Genomic DNA, 17,382 nt, shown 5'->3' with positions numbered 1-17,382 from the left:
TTACGCCTCGGCTTTTTTGGTAGCCGCTTCGATTTTACGTGTGATGTACCACTGTTGAGAGATCGACAACACGTTGTTGACCACCCAGTACAGAACCAGACCAGCTGGGAACCACAGGAAGAAGAAGGTGAAGATGATTGGCATCATTTTCATCACTTTAGCCTGCATCGGATCCGGCGGTGTTGGGTTCAGACGCTGCTGGATGAACATGGTCGCGCCCATGATGATCGGCAGGATAAAGAATGGGTCCTTGATCGACAGATCAGTTATCCACAGCATGAACGGTGCCTGGCGCATTTCCACGCTTTCCAGGAGTACCCAGTACAGCGATAGGAACACCGGCATCTGCACCAGAATAGGCAAGCATCCACCCAACGGGTTGATCTTCTCTTTCTTGTACAGCTCCATCATGGCCTGCGACATTTTCTGCCGATCATCACCATGCTGCTCTTTCAACGCGGCCAGTTTCGGAGCCACGGCACGCATGCGAGCCATCGACTTGTAGCTGGCAGCCGACAGTGGGAAGAAGATCCCCTTGATCAGCATGGTCAGGAATATGATCGAGAAGCCCCAGTTACCCACAATGCTGTGGATATGTTGCAGCAGCCAGAAGATAGGCTGGGCAATGAACCACAGAATGCCGTAATCCACAGTCAGTTCCAGACCTGGGGACAACTCTTTCAGCACGGCCTGGCTTTTCGGGCCGGCGTACAGGGTAGCGCTGGTTTCAGCCTTGGCACCTGGAGCGACGGTCAACGCCGGGCCAGTAAAGCCAATGATGTAGTTACCTTGGCTGTCTTTACGGGTTTGAACCAGGTTGGCTTCACCCTTGTTCGGGATCCAGGCGGTCACGAAATAGTGTTGCAACCAGGCAACCCAGCCGCCTTGGACGGTTTCTTTCAGCGCGCCTTTGTCGATATCTTTCATCGACACTTTTTTGTACGGCTCGTTACTTGTCCACAGGGCTGCGCCCAAGTAGGTAGCGGTACCAGTAGCGGTGCTTGAAGAAGGATCGGAGCTGCCATCACGCTTGAGTTGGGCAAACAGATTGCCGCTCCAAGGTTTTTCGCTGGTGTTGTCGATCAGGTAAGTGACCTTCAGGTCGTACAAACCGCGAGTGAAACTGAAACGCTTGATGTAGTTGACGCCGTCGAGGCTGAATTTCAGGTCGACGTTCAACTGGTTTTGGCCATCAGCCAGTTGATAAACCTTCTTTTCGGTCGAATAAACCGGACGACCGGTAGCGCGCGCATCCGGACCATTAGTGCCGGTCAGACCGCTTTGCGCCAGATAAGTACGTTCACCACCGTTATCGAACAGTTGGAACGGTACATCCGGATGGTCTTGGCGACGTGGATACAGCGGCAGTTTCAACTGCGCGATATCACCACCTTGTGGGTCGATAGCCAAGTCGAGCACATCCGTTTTCACGAGGATGAGGTCTTTATTGGTGACCACTGGCGTTTCTAAAGGGGCGCTTGTCTCGCCATTCGCGCTGGGAACATCTGCACTCGCGGACGCATTGGTACCCAGCGGGGTGTCCGGAATAGCCGGGGCAGCCTGATTGGTAGCAACATTCTGAGTCGGCAGGGCAGCTTGGCCATAATCCTGGTTCCACTTAAGAACCATGACGTAGGACACGATTGCCAGGGCGACGATCAGGATCGTGCGTTTAATATCCATGATTACTCGGCCATCGAAGAAGAACGGGAGGTAGGGATAGGTGGAACCGGGTCATAACCACCGGGATTCCACGGATGACAGCGACCTAAACGACGAAAGGTCAGCCAGCCACCGCGCAGAAGACCATGATTTTCTATGGCTTCTAACGCGTAGCAGGAACAACTGGGGTAGAAACGACAGTGACTGGCCATCAGAGGACTAATGGCATAGCGATAAAACTGGATCGGAACGAGTGCCAGTTTACGCATTGGTACTGTCTACCCCTACAGTTTCGGTGCTGACTGCTGGTGCTGGTTTGTTGGTACGCGCCAGACGTTTCCAGAGCTTGCCGAAATGCTGAATCAATTCGGGGTTTTCTACATCCCCCAAGCCTTTGCGCGCGACGATAACAATATCCCAACCAACCAGAGTGTCCTGGTGGAGGCGAAACGATTCGCGCATCAGACGCTTGAGGCGATTGCGCTCAACGGAGAGCTTTACGCTCTTCTTGCCAATCACCAACCCGAGACGGGGGTGATCAAGATCGTTGTTACGCGCAAGGAGCAGGAGATTTTTCCCCGGAACCTTGCCGGTGGGGGAGTCAAAGACTGCCTTGAAGTGCCGGGGTGTTAGCAGACGCTTTTCCCGACTGAAGTCCTGACTCACCACCAGTACCGGATTATCAAACTGCCAGACGCGCACGACCTTTGGCGCGGCGACGCGACAGGACAGCACGGCCGTTCTTGGTAGCCATGCGAGCACGGAAGCCGTGAGTACGGGCGCGTTTGATGGTGCTTGGTTGGAAAGTACGTTTCATGGCGTTGTTACCTGGTTCGTCCACAACGGGCCGGAATGGCCCCCGTTTTAAGAGACCGGCGATTCTAGAGAAAGCAAGCCTCTAGGTCAATTTCCAACCAGCTTTTCCTTCAATTAGATCTCTATCGGGTAAAACCCCCTTTTCTATCCGCCTGGCTTCCATGAGCAATGTCATAGATATAAAAATAAAGAAGGAAGTTATTTAAAGCTTTTCTGTAAAGCTTATAAAAGCTAGGCAGGCCATCCTCTGTGGATAACTGCCTTGAGGCCATATTCCACTTGATGTACAGAGGATGACAACATGGGGGAGAAGCGGTGCCCTGCCTGTGCTGCGCTGTCGGATAAGCTGTGTGTGGAATGGCATGTTATCCACAGCCCAGTTACCCACAGACTTTCACCCCCACTTGTACAACGAGCTCAGGGCCGCTTATCCACATACCTTATGCACAGACCACTGGTCGGCTTTTTCCGGGATAAGACATTGATTTTGGGTGCCCTGTGGGCAACCTACATGTGGATAAGTGGGCGGCTCGCCGCTACAATGGCGGCTGTTTTTGCCTCACCGGCTTTCAACTTAGGGGATATCCGTGTCAGTGGAACTTTGGCAGCAGTGCGTGGAGCTTTTGCGCGATGAGCTGCCTGCCCAGCAATTCAACACCTGGATCCGTCCGCTACAGGTCGAAGCCGAAGGCGACGAGTTGCGTGTCTACGCACCTAATCGTTTTGTTCTCGACTGGGTCAACGAGAAGTACCTGAGCCGCGTTCTCGAATTGCTCGACGAACACGGCAATGGCCTTGCGCCTGTGCTCTCCTTATTAATAGGCAGCAAACGCAGCTCGGCGCCTCGCGCTGCGCCGAATGCGCCATTGGCGGCGAGCGCTTCTCAAGCTCAGGCCGCAGCGGCACCTGTTAATAACTCGCCTGCTCCCGTTGCCCAGACGCCTTCCAAATCGGCGTCACAGAAAAACGCACCTATTAATGAAGAGCCGTCTCGCGACAGCTTTGACCCCATGGCTGGTGCCAGCTCGCAGCAGGCACCGATTCGCGCCGAACAGCGCACCGTACAGGTCGAAGGCGCGCTCAAGCACACCAGCTACTTGAACCGCACCTTTACCTTCGAGAATTTCGTCGAAGGTAAATCTAACCAGCTGGCTCGCGCCGCGGCCTGGCAAGTGGCGGATAACCCCAAGCACGGTTACAACCCGCTCTTCCTTTATGGTGGCGTGGGCTTGGGTAAAACTCACTTGATGCACGCTGTGGGTAACCACCTATTAAAGAAGAACCCGAATGCCAAGGTCGTTTACCTGCACTCGGAGCGCTTCGTAGCGGACATGGTTAAGGCCTTGCAGCTCAATGCCATCAACGAGTTCAAGCGCTTCTACCGTTCCGTTGACGCCTTGCTGATCGATGACATTCAGTTCTTTGCTCGTAAGGAACGTTCACAGGAAGAGTTTTTCCATACCTTCAACGCCCTGCTCGAAGGCGGCCAACAGGTCATCTTGACCAGTGACCGTTATCCGAAGGAAATCGAAGGCCTGGAAGAACGCTTGAAGTCGCGCTTTGGCTGGGGCCTCACCGTTGCGGTAGAGCCGCCGGAGCTGGAAACCCGCGTTGCGATCCTGATGAAAAAAGCCGATCAGGCAAAAGTCGATCTGCCACACGACGCTGCTTTCTTTATCGCACAGCGCATTCGTTCCAACGTGCGTGAACTCGAAGGCGCGCTCAAGCGAGTCATCGCACACTCGCATTTCATGGGGCGCGACATCACCATCGAGCTGATTCGCGAATCCTTGAAAGACTTGCTGGCACTGCAGGACAAACTGGTGAGTGTGGATAACATCCAGCGCACCGTGGCCGAGTACTACAAGATCAAGATTTCCGACCTGCTGTCCAAGCGCCGTTCTCGCTCGGTGGCTCGTCCGCGACAAGTGGCCATGGCCCTCTCCAAGGAGTTGACCAACCATAGCCTGCCGGAAATCGGCGATGTGTTTGGTGGTCGCGACCACACCACAGTCTTGCACGCATGCCGCAAGATCAACGAACTTAAGGAATCCGACGCGGATATTCGCGAGGACTACAAGAACCTGCTGCGTACACTGACCACTTGATGACACCAGCGCAGCTTATTAAGGCAAGGGACTAGACCATGCATTTCACCATTCAACGCGAAGCCCTGTTGAAACCCCTGCAACTGGTCGCAGGCGTCGTCGAGCGCCGACAGACCTTGCCGGTGCTCTCCAACGTATTGCTGGTTGTCGAAGGCCAGCAGTTGTCCCTGACTGGTACCGACCTGGAAGTCGAATTGGTTGGCCGCGTGCAGCTGGAAGAGCCTGCAGAGCCTGGCGAGATTACTGTGCCAGCGCGTAAGCTGATGGACATCTGCAAGAGCCTGCCGAACGACGCGCTGATCGACATTAAGGTTGATGAGCAGAAGTTGGTGGTCAAGGCAGGTCGCAGTCGTTTCACGCTGTCCACTTTGCCGGCCAATGATTTCCCGACTGTGGAGGAAGGCCCAGGCTCACTGACCTGCAGCCTTGAGCAAAGTAAACTGCGCCGTCTTATCGAACGCACCAGCTTCGCCATGGCCCAGCAGGACGTGCGTTACTACCTCAACGGCATGCTGCTGGAAGTGTCGGAAGGCATCATCCGCGCCGTGGCTACCGACGGTCACCGTCTGGCAATGTGCTCGATGCGCGCCGATATCGGCCAACCTGATCGTCACCAGGTGATCGTTCCGCGTAAGGGGATTCTCGAACTGGCGCGCCTGCTCACCGAGCCGGATGGCAATGTCAGCATCGTACTGGGTCAGCACCATATCCGCGCGACCACCGGCGAATTCACGTTCACGTCCAAGCTGGTCGACGGCAAATTCCCGGATTACGAGCGTGTGCTGCCTAAAGGTGGTGACAAGTTGGTAATCGGTGACCGTCAGGCCCTGCGTGAAGCGTTCAGCCGTACCGCGATTCTGTCCAACGAAAAGTACCGTGGTATTCGTCTGCAATTGGCCAACGGTCAGTTAAAAATTCAGGCCAATAACCCGGAGCAGGAAGAAGCGGAAGAAGAAGTCGGCGTTGACTACAACGGTGGTTCCCTGGAAATCGGCTTCAACGTGAGCTACTTGCTGGACGTGTTGGGTGTGATGACCACTGAACAGGTTCGCCTGATCCTGTCTGACTCCAACAGCAGCGCTCTGGTGCAGGAATCCGACAACGACGACTCGGCTTATGTTGTTATGCCGATGCGCCTGTAATCATGCTCAGCAGAAGCTAGATGTCCCTTAGTCGCGTCTCGGTCACCGCGGTGCGCAATTTGCACCCGGTGACCTTCTCCCCCTCCCCCCGCATCAACATCCTCCACGGCGCCAACGGTAGTGGCAAAACCAGCGTGCTGGAAGCCATCCACCTGCTAGGGCTTGCCCGTTCCTTTCGCAGTGCCCGCTTGTTGCCGGTGATTCAGTACGAACAACTGGCCTGCACGGTCTTCGGTCAAGTCGAACTGGCAGAAGGGGGCCACAGCAGCCTGGGGATTTCTCGTGATCGCGGCGGTGAGTTCCAGATTCGCATCGACGGGCAAAACGCTCGCAGTGCTGCGCAACTGGCAGAGATCCTGCCGTTGCAACTGATCAACCCTGACAGCTTCCGATTACTGGAAGGTGCGCCGAAAATCCGCAGGCAGTTCCTCGATTGGGGAGTGTTCCACGTGGAACCACGATTCATGGCCACATGGCAGCGCCTGCAGAAGGCCCTGCGGCAGCGGAACTCATGGCTGCGGCATGGTACACTTGACGCCGCTTCGCAAGCGGCCTGGGACCGGGAATTGTGCCTGGCCAGCGATGAAATAGATGAATACCGCCGCGCCTATATCAAAGCCTTGAAACCAGTCTTTGAGCAGACCTTGAGTGAGTTGTTGGATCTCGAGGGGCTGACGCTGAGTTACTACCGTGGTTGGGATAAAGAGCGTGAGCTGAGTGCAGTGCTCGCGACTTCCCTGCAACGGGATCAGCAAATTGGCCATACCCAGGCCGGACCCCAACGGGCTGATTTGCGTCTTAGATTAGGCGCACACAATGCTGCGGACATCTTGTCCCGTGGCCAGCAGAAGTTGGTGGTGTGTGCACTGCGTATCGCCCAGGGTCATCTGGTTAGCCAAGCCCGACGTGGTCAGTGTATTTATCTGGTGGATGACTTGCCGTCTGAACTCGACGAGCAACATCGCCGTGCGTTATGCCGCTTGTTGGAAGAATTACGCTGCCAGGTTTTTATCACCTGTGTAGACCACGAATTATTGAGGGAAGGCTGGCAGACGGAAACGCCAGTCGCTTTGTTCCACGTGGAACAAGGCCGTATCACCCAGACCCACGACCATCGGGAGTGAAGGCATGAGCGAAGAAAACACGTACGACTCGACCAGCATTAAAGTGCTGAAAGGTTTGGATGCCGTACGCAAACGTCCCGGTATGTACATTGGCGACACTGATGACGGTAGCGGTCTGCACCACATGGTGTTCGAGGTGGTCGACAACTCCATCGACGAAGCTTTGGCCGGTCACTGCGACGACATCAGCATCATCATCCACCCGGACGAATCCATCACCGTGCGCGACAACGGTCGTGGCATTCCGGTAGATGTGCACAAAGAAGAAGGTGTTTCGGCAGCAGAGGTCATCATGACCGTGCTCCACGCCGGCGGTAAGTTCGACGATAACTCCTATAAAGTATCCGGCGGTTTGCACGGTGTGGGTGTGTCGGTAGTGAATGCTCTTTCCGAAGAGCTGATCCTCACCGTTCGCCGTAGCGGAAAGATCTGGGAACAGACCTACGTCCACGGTGTTCCACAGGAGCCTATGAAAATCGTTGGCGACAGTGAAACCACCGGTACTCAGATTCATTTCAAGCCGTCCGATGAAACATTCAAGAATATCCACTTCAGCTGGGACATTCTGGCCAAGCGTATTCGCGAACTCTCCTTCCTCAACTCCGGTGTGGGTATCGTCCTTAAGGACGAGCGCAGCGGCAAGGAAGAACTGTTCAAGTACGAAGGTGGTCTACGTGCATTCGTTGAATACCTGAACACCAACAAGACTGCGGTCAACCAGGTGTTTCACTTCAACATCCAGCGTGATGACGGCATCGGCGTGGAAATCGCCCTGCAGTGGAACGACAGCTTCAACGAGAACCTGTTGTGCTTCACCAACAATATTCCCCAGCGCGATGGCGGCACTCACTTGGTGGGTTTCCGTTCCGCGCTGACGCGTAACCTGAACACCTACATCGAAGCCGAAGGCCTGGCGAAGAAGCATAAAGTTGCCACCACCGGTGACGATGCGCGTGAAGGTCTGACCGCGATTATCTCAGTGAAAGTGCCGGATCCTAAGTTTAGTTCCCAGACTAAAGACAAGCTGGTGTCTTCCGAAGTGAAGACAGCCGTTGAACAGGAAATGGGTAAATACTTCTCGGACTTCCTGCTGGAGAATCCGAACGAAGCCAAGCTGGTCGTCGGTAAGATGATCGATGCTGCGCGTGCCCGGGAAGCCGCGCGTAAGGCTCGCGAGATGACCCGTCGTAAAGGCGCGTTGGATATCGCCGGCTTGCCGGGCAAACTGGCTGACTGCCAGGAAAAAGACCCTGCCCTCTCTGAACTGTACCTGGTGGAAGGTGACTCTGCTGGCGGTTCCGCCAAGCAGGGTCGTAACCGTCGCACCCAGGCCATCCTGCCGTTGAAGGGTAAGATCCTTAACGTAGAGAAAGCTCGCTTCGACAAGATGATTTCCTCCCAGGAAGTTGGCACCTTGATCACTGCGTTGGGCTGCGGTATCGGTCGCGACGAGTACAACATCGATAAGCTGCGCTATCACAACATCATCATCATGACCGATGCTGACGTCGACGGCTCTCACATCCGTACTCTGCTGCTGACTTTCTTCTTCCGTCAGTTGCCGGAGCTGATCGAGCGTGGCTACATCTACATCGCCCAGCCACCTTTGTACAAAGTGAAAAAGGGTAAGCAAGAGCAATACATCAAAGACGACGACGCCATGGAAGAGTACATGACGCAGTCGGCTCTGGAAGATGCGAGCCTGCACTTGAACGACGAAGCACCGGGTATTTCCGGTGAGGCGTTGGAGCGTCTGGTTAACGATTTCCGCATGGTTATGAAGACCCTCAAGCGGCTGTCGCGCCTATACCCACAGGAACTGACCGAACACTTCATCTATCTGCCGGCCGTGAGCCTGGAGCAGTTGGGCGATCATGCAGCGATGCAGGAGTGGCTGGCCCAGTACGAAGTACGTCTGCGCACTGTGGAGAAATCTGGCCTGGTGTACAAAGCCAGTCTGCGTGAAGACCGTGAACGTAACGTATGGCTGCCAGAGGTCGAACTGATCTCCCATGGTCTGTCGAACTACGTCACCTTCAACCGCGACTTCTTCGGCAGCAATGACTACAAAACTGTGGTCACCTTGGGCGCGCAACTAAGCACCCTGCTGGACGACGGCGCCTACATTCAGCGTGGCGAGCGTAAGAAAGCAGTCAAGGAGTTCAAAGAGGCCCTGGACTGGTTGATGGCAGAAAGCACCAAGCGCCACACCATCCAGCGATACAAAGGTTTGGGTGAGATGAACCCTGATCAATTGTGGGAAACCACCATGGACCCTGCTCAGCGTCGCATGCTGCGCGTGACCATCGAAGACGCCATTGGGGCAGACCAGATCTTCAACACCCTGATGGGTGATGCGGTCGAGCCTCGCCGTGACTTCATCGAGAGTAATGCTCTGGCAGTGTCTAACCTGGATTTCTGATCCAGGCGAGACCCACAGAAAAAAGGCCAACGCTATGCGTTGGCCTTTTTTATTACGTGAAAATCAGTTTTTCTAAAATGCTCCACGTGGAACATCACCGTTTTCACCCATGGGAAGCTGTCGCCACACTCTCCAACCGGTACCCATACCCATAGATCGTCAACAGCTGCCAACCCCTGTCAGCAGTTAGCCCCAGCTTGTTACGCAACCGATAGATATGCGTATCCAAGGGTCTCGATGACACCATTTCTTCATGGGTCCAGAACCGCTCATAGAGGTACTCGCGGGACAGTGGCCGGGCCAGGTTGGCGAACAAGCAGCTCGCCAAGCGGTATTCCCGCTCGGTGAGGTTGATCGGTTTTCCCGCACGAGTGACGGTCAATTCGGCATCGTCAAAGGTCAGATCATTGAAGCTCTGTACTTCCTGGGTCGCCGGCTTCTGCAGGCCATGGCGACGTAGAACGGCGGTCACCCGAGCCTTCAGTTCATTGGGGCGAAAGGGTTTGCTCACGTAATCATCGGCGCCACTGTTCAACGCGGTGACGATATCGCTTTCAGCATCGCGGCTAGTGAGCATGATCACGGCGGGTGGGGACTCCATGTGTTCACGGGTCCAGCGCAGCAATGCGATGCCAGTGATATCGGGCAGTTGCCAGTCGAGTATCAGCAGGTCAAAGGTTTCCCGACGCAATTGGCGCAGCAGGTCTTCGCCACGCTCGAAGCAATGAAGGGTCCAGGGCTGTTCGGCGGTGCTGGGGATTTGTCGCAGTGTCTGTTCCACCCGTCTCAATTCAGCGGGTTCGTCATCCAGTATTGCGACACGCATGGGTGGGTCCTTTCTTCTCGAAGAGTACTGCAGCCGTAGTGAAGGCACGTACTGCACAGATGCCGGCCGTCGAATCTGAAGAATTGTGCGCAGATTCGTCGGCCCCTTGGATCTCTCGGTACGCTGGGATCAATAAGTGATTAACCCAGTTAAAGTCCTCGGTACCTACGTGGGAAAGATACCGGCTCCAAGCCTTAAGGAAAAGGATCAGCCGACGCATGCGCTGTCGTAAACTCCTGTGCCCTGATAGTGGATGCCCTTTGGAATTCCCACCTTTACGAGTCGCAAGCAGTAAAACTTTTCCACCGCGTCGAAAATGAGCTTCACTGGGCGCTATGCCACCTTCTACCGCATGCCAACAACAGGGACACGCTGATCAATGATGCTCTGGGGCAAGGCCGAAAAACGTCAACCCACCCATGCCCAACGGCTGTTCCACGGTCTGGTTCGTGAGTGGTTGTGGATCGGTTTGCTGTTGTTGCCGATCACAGCCTACCTCTCAATGAGTACTGGCCTGGCTTTGAACAACCCGCTGTATGACAGCCTTCGCCGTCTAACACCGCTGCCAGTGGATCCTCGTATCCTGCTGGTTACTATCGATGACGCCAGCCTGAAGAAGCTCGGCCAGTGGCCTTGGCCCCCTAGTTTGCACGCCGACCTGATCGATCGTCTGAGCGCTGCACAACCCGCCAGCATTCTGTTGGATGTAATCTTCAGCGATCCCGCCGATCCCCTCCAAGAAAAACGTTTGGCAGATGCGGTGTGCAACGCCGGCAACGTACTGTTGCCCTTGGGGCGTGACGACTCTGCCAGTTATAGCCCACCCAGAGTACAAATGCGGCCGCTGCTCAAATGTGCCAAGGGGGTTGGGCATATCAACGTGGAGGCTGACAGCGATGGCGTGGTGCGCAGCCTTTATTTACGTGAGGGCCCACCCAATGCGACGGCACCTCAGTTGGCGTGGTTGGCGTTCACGATGAGCGGCCAGCCTTCAGAGATGCCAGGTGAGCCTGTGGATTCGAATTCCCAGGATTGGCATCGAGAGTATGCAGTTCGCATCCCGTATATCGCCCCCGACAGCCATTTTCCAAGCGTGTCTTATGTCAGCGTATTACGTGGAGAAGTCTCCCCCGAGCGGCTGCGCAATCGTCTGATTCTGGTAGGAGCGCCAGCATCGGGAATGGGTGATCGCTATGTCACGCCGCTCTCACCCATGGTGGGAACCACGGCGGGCGTGGAGATTCAGGCCAACGTGCTCAATGGATTGCTGCAAGGTCGCAGCATTGTGGACTTGCCCGACTGGGTGGCTGCCCTGATGGCAACATCCCTGGTGGCGGCGCTACTGGGGCTGCTGCTCTACCGCCCACGCTTTGCACTGTGGATGACCCTTGGCTGTATGTTCACGGCTTTGCTCGGCTCATTTGCCCTATTGCGTATCGGCTACTGGTGGTCGCCTGCGGCCTGCCTGATCGGATTGCTGCTCAGCTACCTGATCTGGAACTGGCGACGTCTCAGCGTAATCCTGGCGTACTTTGGCTGGGAGTTGGCCCGATTGGATGACGAACCCAAAGTTCTGCCTGAGCGCCGACGTGCGCCTGCCAGCAAAGGTGATGTGTTGCAGGGGCGCATCTTTGCCCTGGAGCAAGCGGTAAGCCGTACAAGGGACACACGACGCTTTATGGCCGATGGTTTGGAGTGCCTGCCGGTGGCGACGCTGATCACAGACACACAAGGCAATATCCTGCTGGCCAATCGCATTGCCCGCGACGTGTTCGGCAGCGATCTGGTCAACCAAAACCTATTGGACCAATTGGTTGATCTGGGCTATCCACCCCTGCACAACGGCGTGCGCCCTGCCCTTTCTGCGTTGGAGCTTGTTGAGTTCCGTGATATTCACCAACGCAGCCTGCGCATGGAGCTTGCTCCTTTACTACCTGCCGAAGGGGATGTGGCGCTGGGTTGGTTGCTAAGCCTCACAGACCTGAGCAAAGAGCGCGAGGCCCAGCAGCACCGGGAAACTATGCTGCGTTTCCTTTCCCATGATCTGCGTGCACCGCACTCGGCGATCCTCGCGCTGCTCGACGTGCACAACGCCGAGTCGCCAGTATTTTCTCAGATTGAGCAGCAAGTACGCCGAGCCTTGAGCCTGACTGAATCCTTCGTCCAGTTGGCGAAAGCGGAGGCCGATGGTTACCACTTCCAACCGACGCTGTTTGCCATGCTGGTAATGGATGCTTTTGACCAGGTAGCACTGATCGCCCAGCTCAAAGGTATTCACCTGGTCCACGATCTTGAAGAGGCGGATGAAGGGATGGTGTCAGCCGATCAGTCCCTACTCACTCGCGCGTTATTCAATGTGCTGGAGAACGCGATCAAGTACTCGCCATCCGGCACCACCGTCCGTTTGAGACACAGCAGCGAACAAGGTTGGTTGGAATGCCTTATCAGCGACCAGGGCCCCGGGATAGCATCCAAGGATTTACCGGAGCTGTTCAGCCAGTACAAACGCTTTGATTCAGCCCAAGGCAGCGAAGGGTTGGGGCTAGGGCTCACCATGGTCAAGGCAGTCGTGGAGCGCCATGGAGGACGTATCGAATGTGAAAGCACCCTAGGCAAAGGCACCACATTCAGACTGCAATTGCCCTTGCTGGAAGACTGTTAAAACGTCCTTTTCTGCTGTGCATAAAAAACCGGTCACAAGGACCGGTTTTTTTATGCGGAAAAAACTTATGCACGTTTTTCGAGATTTTATCGGCTCTGGAAATATGTAAGTAAATCAGCTTCTTATGACTCAAAAAAGCTGATTCGCCAACAAACCGTACACAGGTTATCCACAGATCCTCATATCACCGGCGTATCCACAACAACTGGCTCCGGCGGTAGAGAACCCATGGCCCGCTGCTGTGCCTCATTCCACGCCTGGGCGCGCTCATTCAGCGCTGCAATAGCGCGTGGGCCTTCGCCTTCTGCGTACATTGGCTCGCCAATCACCACCGTGATGGTGCCCTCGCGTTTTGCCCAACCGGTCTTCGGCCAGAACCTGCCGGCGTTATGTGCAATCGGCAACACTGGCAGGTTGGCGTTGACCGCCAATGCTGTACCTCCACGGGAGAACTTGCCTACGGTCCCAAAGGGGACTCGTGTTCCTTCCGGAAAGATCAGCACCCACACGCCGTCTTTGAGCAGCTCATCGCCCTTCTTGGCGACATGCTTGAGCGCTGCCTTGGGGTTGTCACGGTCGATAGCAATCGGGCGCAACATGGCCATGGCCCAGCCGAAGAACGGCACGTACAGCAGCTCACGCTTGAGCACTTGGCTCAATGGCGAGAAGTAAGCCGAGAGAAAGAAGGTCTCCCAGGTGCTTTGGTGATTCGACAAAATCACGCACGGCTGGTCCGGTACGTTTTCCGCCCCCTTGACCTCGAAACGAATGTTCAGGAACACCTTGGTCAGCCACAACGCGCAGCGGCACCAATAGACGTTGATAAAGCGATAGCGCGCCTTGAACGGGAGGAACGGCGCAATAAAAAAGCTCAGGGTGCACCAGAGAAACGAACTGGTGCCCAGCAGCAGGTAAAAGAAAAAGGTTCTGATGGCCTGCAAAATCGACATGGCGGCATTTACCGTTGCGGGACAGGGCCCGCCTGTTAAAAGCGCACTCCCGAACAGTCCTTGGTCAGGAAGTCGAGGGCGGCTAGTTGTTGATAAGTTCTGCGGCAACCGCCGCCAGATCGTCAAAAATCAAGGTGCCTACCGGCAGGTTTTTCGCCTGGGTCTTTTCGCCTTTCCCGGTCTTTACCAAAACTGGCTGAGAGTCGACGGCTTTGGCCGCCTCCAGGTCACCGAGGCTGTCCCCGACGAACCATATCCCAGCCAAGGGCACCTTGTAATGTTCTGCAATGGTTTTCAACATGCCAGGTTTGGGTTTGCGGCAATCGCAGCCCTCATCCGGCCCGTGAGGGCAGTACACCACCAGCCCCACCTCACCGCCCTGCTCCGCCACCAGCGTGCGCAAGCGCGCGTGCATGGCGTCCAAGGTAGCGATGTCGTAATAGCCACGGGCGATGCCGGACTGGTTGGTGGCGATTGCCACCGTCCAGCCGGCTTTGCTCAACTGCGCGATGGCCTCGATCGAACCGGGCAGTGGAATCCATTCCGCCACCGACTTGATGTAAGCGTCGGAGTCGTAGTTGATCACCCCGTCCCGATCGAGAATCAGCAGTTTCAACATGGTCAGCTCAGTGTCGAAATGTCAGCGATGTTGACGAACAAGCCGCGCAGACGCGCCAGCATGGCGTAACGGTTTTTCCGCACGCCGGCATCTTCGGCATTGATCATCACGGCTTCGAAGAACGCATCCACCGGCTCACGCAGGGTGGCCAGGCGCGCCAGCGCTTCGGCGTAGTTACGCTCGGCGATCAGCGGCTTGACGGCGTTTTCTGCCTTGGCGATGGCCGAATTCAGCGAGAACTCTTTGGCATCGGCAAACAGGCCAGGGTCGACGTCGCCATTGCCCAGGCCTTCGGCCTTGCTCAGCAGGTTCGACACACGCTTGTTCACAGCGGCCAGGGCATCGGCTTCCGGCAACTTACGGAAGGCCTGTACGGCTTGTACGCGCTGATCGAAGTCCAGCGCCGAACCCGGCTGCAGGGCGCGAACCGACAGGTAGACGGAAACGTCCACGCCTTCGTCTTCGTAACGCGCACGCAGGCGGTCGAACACGAACTCCAGCACTTGCTCGGCCAGACCCGCTTGCTTGACCTTGGTACCGAACTGACCCACCGCGAACACGATGGCCTGTGTCAGGTCCAGGTCGAGCTTCTTGTCGATCAGGATACGCAGCACGCCCAATGCCGCACGGCGCAGGGCGTACGGGTCTTTGCTACCGGTAGGCAGCATGCCGATACCGAAGATGCCCACCAGGGTATCCAGCTTGTCGGCGATGGCCACGGCCGCACCGGTCAAGGTAGTTGGCAGTTCTGCACCAGCACCGCGTGGCATGTACTGCTCGTTCAGCGCCAGGGCGACGTCTTCGGCCTCGCCATCGTTGAGGGCGTAGTAGTAGCCGGCAACACCTTGCATCTCTGGGAATTCGCCGACCATCTCGGTCGCCAGGTCGCACTTGGACAGCAAACCAGCGCGGGCGGCCGAGGCCGCATCGCCGCCGATGCGTGGTGCGATGTAGGCAGCGAGTTTGGAAACACGCACAGCCTTGTCGTAGACGCTACCGAGTTTTTCCTGGAACACCACGTTTTGCAGGCGCAGGTTGAAGTCTTCGAGCTTCTGCTTCTTGTCTTGCTTGAAGAAGAACTCAGCGTCAGTCAGTCGCGGGCGAACGACTTTCTCGTTACCGGCGATGATCTGCTGCGGGTCTTTGCTTTCAATGTTGGCTACGGTGATAAAGCGCGGCAGCAACTTACCGTCCACGTCCAGCAGGCAGAAGTACTTCTGGTTGTCCTGCATGGTGGTGATCAGTGCTTCTTGCGGCACATCGAGGAAGCGCTCTTCGAACGAGCACACCAGCGGCACAGGCCATTCAACCAGCGCGGTCACTTCGTCGAGCAGGCTTGGCGGCACGATGGCGGTGCCTTCCTGCAGGCGGGCCAGTTCTTCGGTGCGCTTGCTGATCAGCTCGCGACGCTCGTTGGCGTCGGCCAGCACATAAGCTGCACGCAGATCGGCGGCATAGTTCGCCGGCGAGGTGATGCGTACGGCTTCTGGATGGTGGAAGCGGTGACCGCGGGAATCTCGGCCGGCCTTCTGGGCGAGGATGGTGCAGTCAATGACCTGGTCACCGAGCAGCATCACCAGCCATTGGGTTGGGCGGACGAATTCTTCTTTGCGTGCACCCCAGCGCATGCGCTTGGGGATCGGCAGGTCGTTCAGGGAGTCTTCAACGATGGTCGGCAGCAGGCTGGCAGTCGGCTTACCGGTGATGACCTGGCTGAAACGCAGTTTCGGACCACTCTGGTCGATCTCACTCAGTTCCACGCCACACTTCTTGGCAAAACCAAGGGCAGCCTGGGTCGGATTGCCTTCAGCGTCGAAAGCCGCTTGGCGCGGCGGGCCGTCGAGGTTAATGCTGCGGTCCGGTTGCTGGGTTTCCAGCGCGGTCAGCAACACGGCCAGGCGACGTGGCGCGGCGTAGACTTTCTTGGCTTCAAACTTCAGGCCAGCGCTTTGCAGGCCTTTTTCGATCCCGGCCAGGAACGCATCGGCCAGGGTGTTGAGTGCCTTCGGTGGCAGCTCTTCGGTGCCCAGTTCAACCAGGAAATCTTGAGCACTCATTGTGCAGCCTCCAGCTTAGCCAACACTTCATCACGCAGGTCCGGGGTTGCCATCGGGAAGCCCAGCTTGGCGCGAGCCAGCAGGTAGGCTTGGGCGACGGAACGCGCCAGGGTGCGTACTCGCAGGATGTATTGCTGGCGCGCGGTTACCGAGATGGCACGGCGGGCGTCCAGCAGGTTGAAGGTATGGGACGCCTTCAACACCATTTCATAGCTTGGCAGCGGCAGCGGCTGATCGAGTTCGATCAGACGCTTGGCTTCGCTTTCGTAGAAGTCGAACAGTTCGAACAGCTTCTCGACGTTGGCGTGTTCGAAGTTGTAGGTGGATTGCTCCACTTCGTTCTGGTGGAACACATCGCCGTAGGTCACTTTGCCGAACGGGCCGTCAGCCCACACCAAGTCGTAGACCGAGTCCACGCCTTGCAGGTACATGGCCAAGCGCTCAAGGCCGTAGGTGATTTCGCCGGTCACCGGGTAGCACTCGATGCCACCGGCTTGCTGGAAGTAAGTGAACTGCGTTACTTCCATGCCGTTGAGCCAGACTTCCCAGCCCAAGCCCCAGGCGCCCAGGGTCGGCGACTCCCAGTTGTCTTCGACGAAGCGGATATCGTGGACCAGCGGATCAAGGCCAACATGCTTGAGCGAGCCCAGATACAGTTCCTGGAAATTGTCCGGGTTCGGCTTCAATACCACCTGGAACTGGTAGTAGTGCTGCAGACGGTTCGGGTTTTCGCCGTAGCGGCCGTCAGTCGGGCGACGACTGGGCTGCACATAAGCGGCGTTCCAGGTTTCCGGGCCAATGGCCCGCAGGAAGGTAGCGGTGTGGAAAGTGCCGGCGCCTACTTCCATATCGTAGGGCTGAAGTACCACACAACCTTGCTCGGCCCAGTATTGCTGGAGGGCGAGGATCAAGTCTTGGAAGGTACGCACGGCTGGCGTAGGCTGGCTCACGAAATTCACCTGTTACTTGGGCTGCGATTTAAAGAGCGGGAGTA

14 protein-coding genes are annotated in these 17,382 nt (G+C 56.5%); 5 read left to right on the top strand and 9 right to left on the bottom strand.

Features of this window, described 5'->3' with window-relative positions; genetic code table 11:
* Genes yidC through rpmH form a run of 4 tightly spaced genes read right to left on the bottom strand, consistent with a single transcriptional unit; the run spans position 1 to position 2,479 of the window.
* On the bottom strand, positions 1 to 1,683 hold the full coding sequence (gene yidC, locus G9Q84_RS21350; RefSeq protein WP_032885153.1) for a membrane protein insertase YidC: 1,683 nt from the start codon (positions 1,681 to 1,683) through the stop codon (positions 1 to 3).
* 2 nt (positions 1,684 to 1,685) lie between these two features.
* Positions 1,686 to 1,931: a membrane protein insertion efficiency factor YidD gene (gene yidD, locus G9Q84_RS21345; protein WP_010207715.1), complete on the bottom strand. Its 246-nt coding sequence runs from the start codon at positions 1,929 to 1,931 to the stop codon at positions 1,686 to 1,688.
* On the bottom strand, positions 1,924 to 2,328 hold the full coding sequence (rnpA, locus tag G9Q84_RS21340) for a ribonuclease P protein component (protein WP_026013533.1): 405 nt from the start codon (positions 2,326 to 2,328) through the stop codon (positions 1,924 to 1,926). Before rnpA ends, yidD begins: the two co-directional genes overlap by 8 nt.
* A 16-nt stretch (positions 2,329 to 2,344) precedes the next feature.
* Positions 2,345 to 2,479, bottom strand: coding sequence for a 50S ribosomal protein L34 (rpmH, locus tag G9Q84_RS21335; RefSeq protein ID WP_003213577.1), 135 nt, complete (start codon positions 2,477 to 2,479; stop codon positions 2,345 to 2,347).
* Positions 2,480 to 3,065: 586 nt separating this feature from the next.
* On the opposite strand from rpmH, the gene dnaA reads away from it, so the two are divergent.
* The 4 genes from dnaA to gyrB are packed head-to-tail and all read left to right on the top strand — an operon-like array spanning position 3,066 to position 9,274.
* Complete coding sequence (dnaA, locus tag G9Q84_RS21330; protein WP_032885151.1) at positions 3,066 to 4,586, top strand: chromosomal replication initiator protein DnaA; 1,521 nt, start codon at positions 3,066 to 3,068, stop codon at positions 4,584 to 4,586.
* A 38-nt stretch (positions 4,587 to 4,624) separates the two neighbouring features.
* Complete coding sequence (gene dnaN, locus G9Q84_RS21325; protein ID WP_005783345.1) at positions 4,625 to 5,728, top strand: DNA polymerase III subunit beta; 1,104 nt, start codon at positions 4,625 to 4,627, stop codon at positions 5,726 to 5,728.
* Positions 5,729 to 5,748: 20 nt separating this feature from the next.
* Complete coding sequence (gene recF, locus G9Q84_RS21320) at positions 5,749 to 6,852, top strand: DNA replication/repair protein RecF (protein WP_012721452.1); 1,104 nt, start codon at positions 5,749 to 5,751, stop codon at positions 6,850 to 6,852.
* 4 nt (positions 6,853 to 6,856) lie between these two features.
* Positions 6,857 to 9,274 (top strand): DNA topoisomerase (ATP-hydrolyzing) subunit B, encoded by a 2,418-nt coding sequence (gene gyrB / locus G9Q84_RS21315; protein WP_032885149.1) that lies wholly within the window; start codon positions 6,857 to 6,859, stop codon positions 9,272 to 9,274.
* A 103-nt stretch (positions 9,275 to 9,377) separates the two neighbouring features.
* Here gyrB and G9Q84_RS21310 read toward each other — a convergent pair whose 3' ends face one another.
* Positions 9,378 to 10,100 (bottom strand): response regulator transcription factor, encoded by a 723-nt coding sequence (locus G9Q84_RS21310; RefSeq protein ID WP_032885147.1) that lies wholly within the window; start codon positions 10,098 to 10,100, stop codon positions 9,378 to 9,380.
* Positions 10,101 to 10,479: 379 nt separating this feature from the next.
* On the opposite strand from G9Q84_RS21310, the gene G9Q84_RS21305 reads away from it, so the two are divergent.
* Positions 10,480 to 12,762, top strand: a complete 2,283-nt coding sequence (locus G9Q84_RS21305; protein WP_122764016.1) for a CHASE2 domain-containing protein — start codon at positions 10,480 to 10,482, stop codon at positions 12,760 to 12,762.
* Positions 12,763 to 12,941: 179 nt separating this feature from the next.
* On the opposite strand, the gene G9Q84_RS21300 is transcribed toward G9Q84_RS21305, so the two are convergent.
* The 4 genes from G9Q84_RS21300 to glyQ form a co-directional block, all read right to left on the bottom strand.
* The gene (locus tag G9Q84_RS21300; protein ID WP_095185270.1) at positions 12,942 to 13,712 is read right to left on the bottom strand and encodes a lysophospholipid acyltransferase family protein; all 771 of its coding nucleotides are present in this window, start codon (positions 13,710 to 13,712) and stop codon (positions 12,942 to 12,944) included.
* An 82-nt stretch (positions 13,713 to 13,794) separates the two neighbouring features.
* Positions 13,795 to 14,331 carry a D-glycero-beta-D-manno-heptose 1,7-bisphosphate 7-phosphatase gene (gene gmhB, locus G9Q84_RS21295; RefSeq protein ID WP_012721458.1) on the bottom strand — a complete coding sequence of 179 codons (537 nt, stop codon included), beginning with the start codon at positions 14,329 to 14,331 and terminating at the stop codon, positions 13,795 to 13,797.
* 2 nt (positions 14,332 to 14,333) lie between these two features.
* Entirely contained in the window at positions 14,334 to 16,388 is a 2,055-nt protein-coding gene (gene glyS / locus G9Q84_RS21290; RefSeq protein ID WP_095185271.1) for a glycine--tRNA ligase subunit beta, read from the bottom strand.
* Positions 16,385 to 17,338: a glycine--tRNA ligase subunit alpha gene (gene glyQ / locus G9Q84_RS21285; protein ID WP_003213601.1), complete on the bottom strand. Its 954-nt coding sequence runs from the start codon at positions 17,336 to 17,338 to the stop codon at positions 16,385 to 16,387. The genes glyS and glyQ overlap by 4 nt, the downstream gene beginning before the upstream one ends.
* Positions 17,339 to 17,382: the final 44 nt, after the last annotated feature.

The sequence above is a fragment of the Pseudomonas sivasensis genome (assembly GCF_013778505.1).
Taxonomy (GTDB): Bacteria; Pseudomonadota; Gammaproteobacteria; order Pseudomonadales; family Pseudomonadaceae; genus Aquipseudomonas; species Aquipseudomonas sivasensis.
Note: the sequence above shows the minus strand (reverse complement) of the source record. Positions and strands in the feature narration are given on the sequence as shown.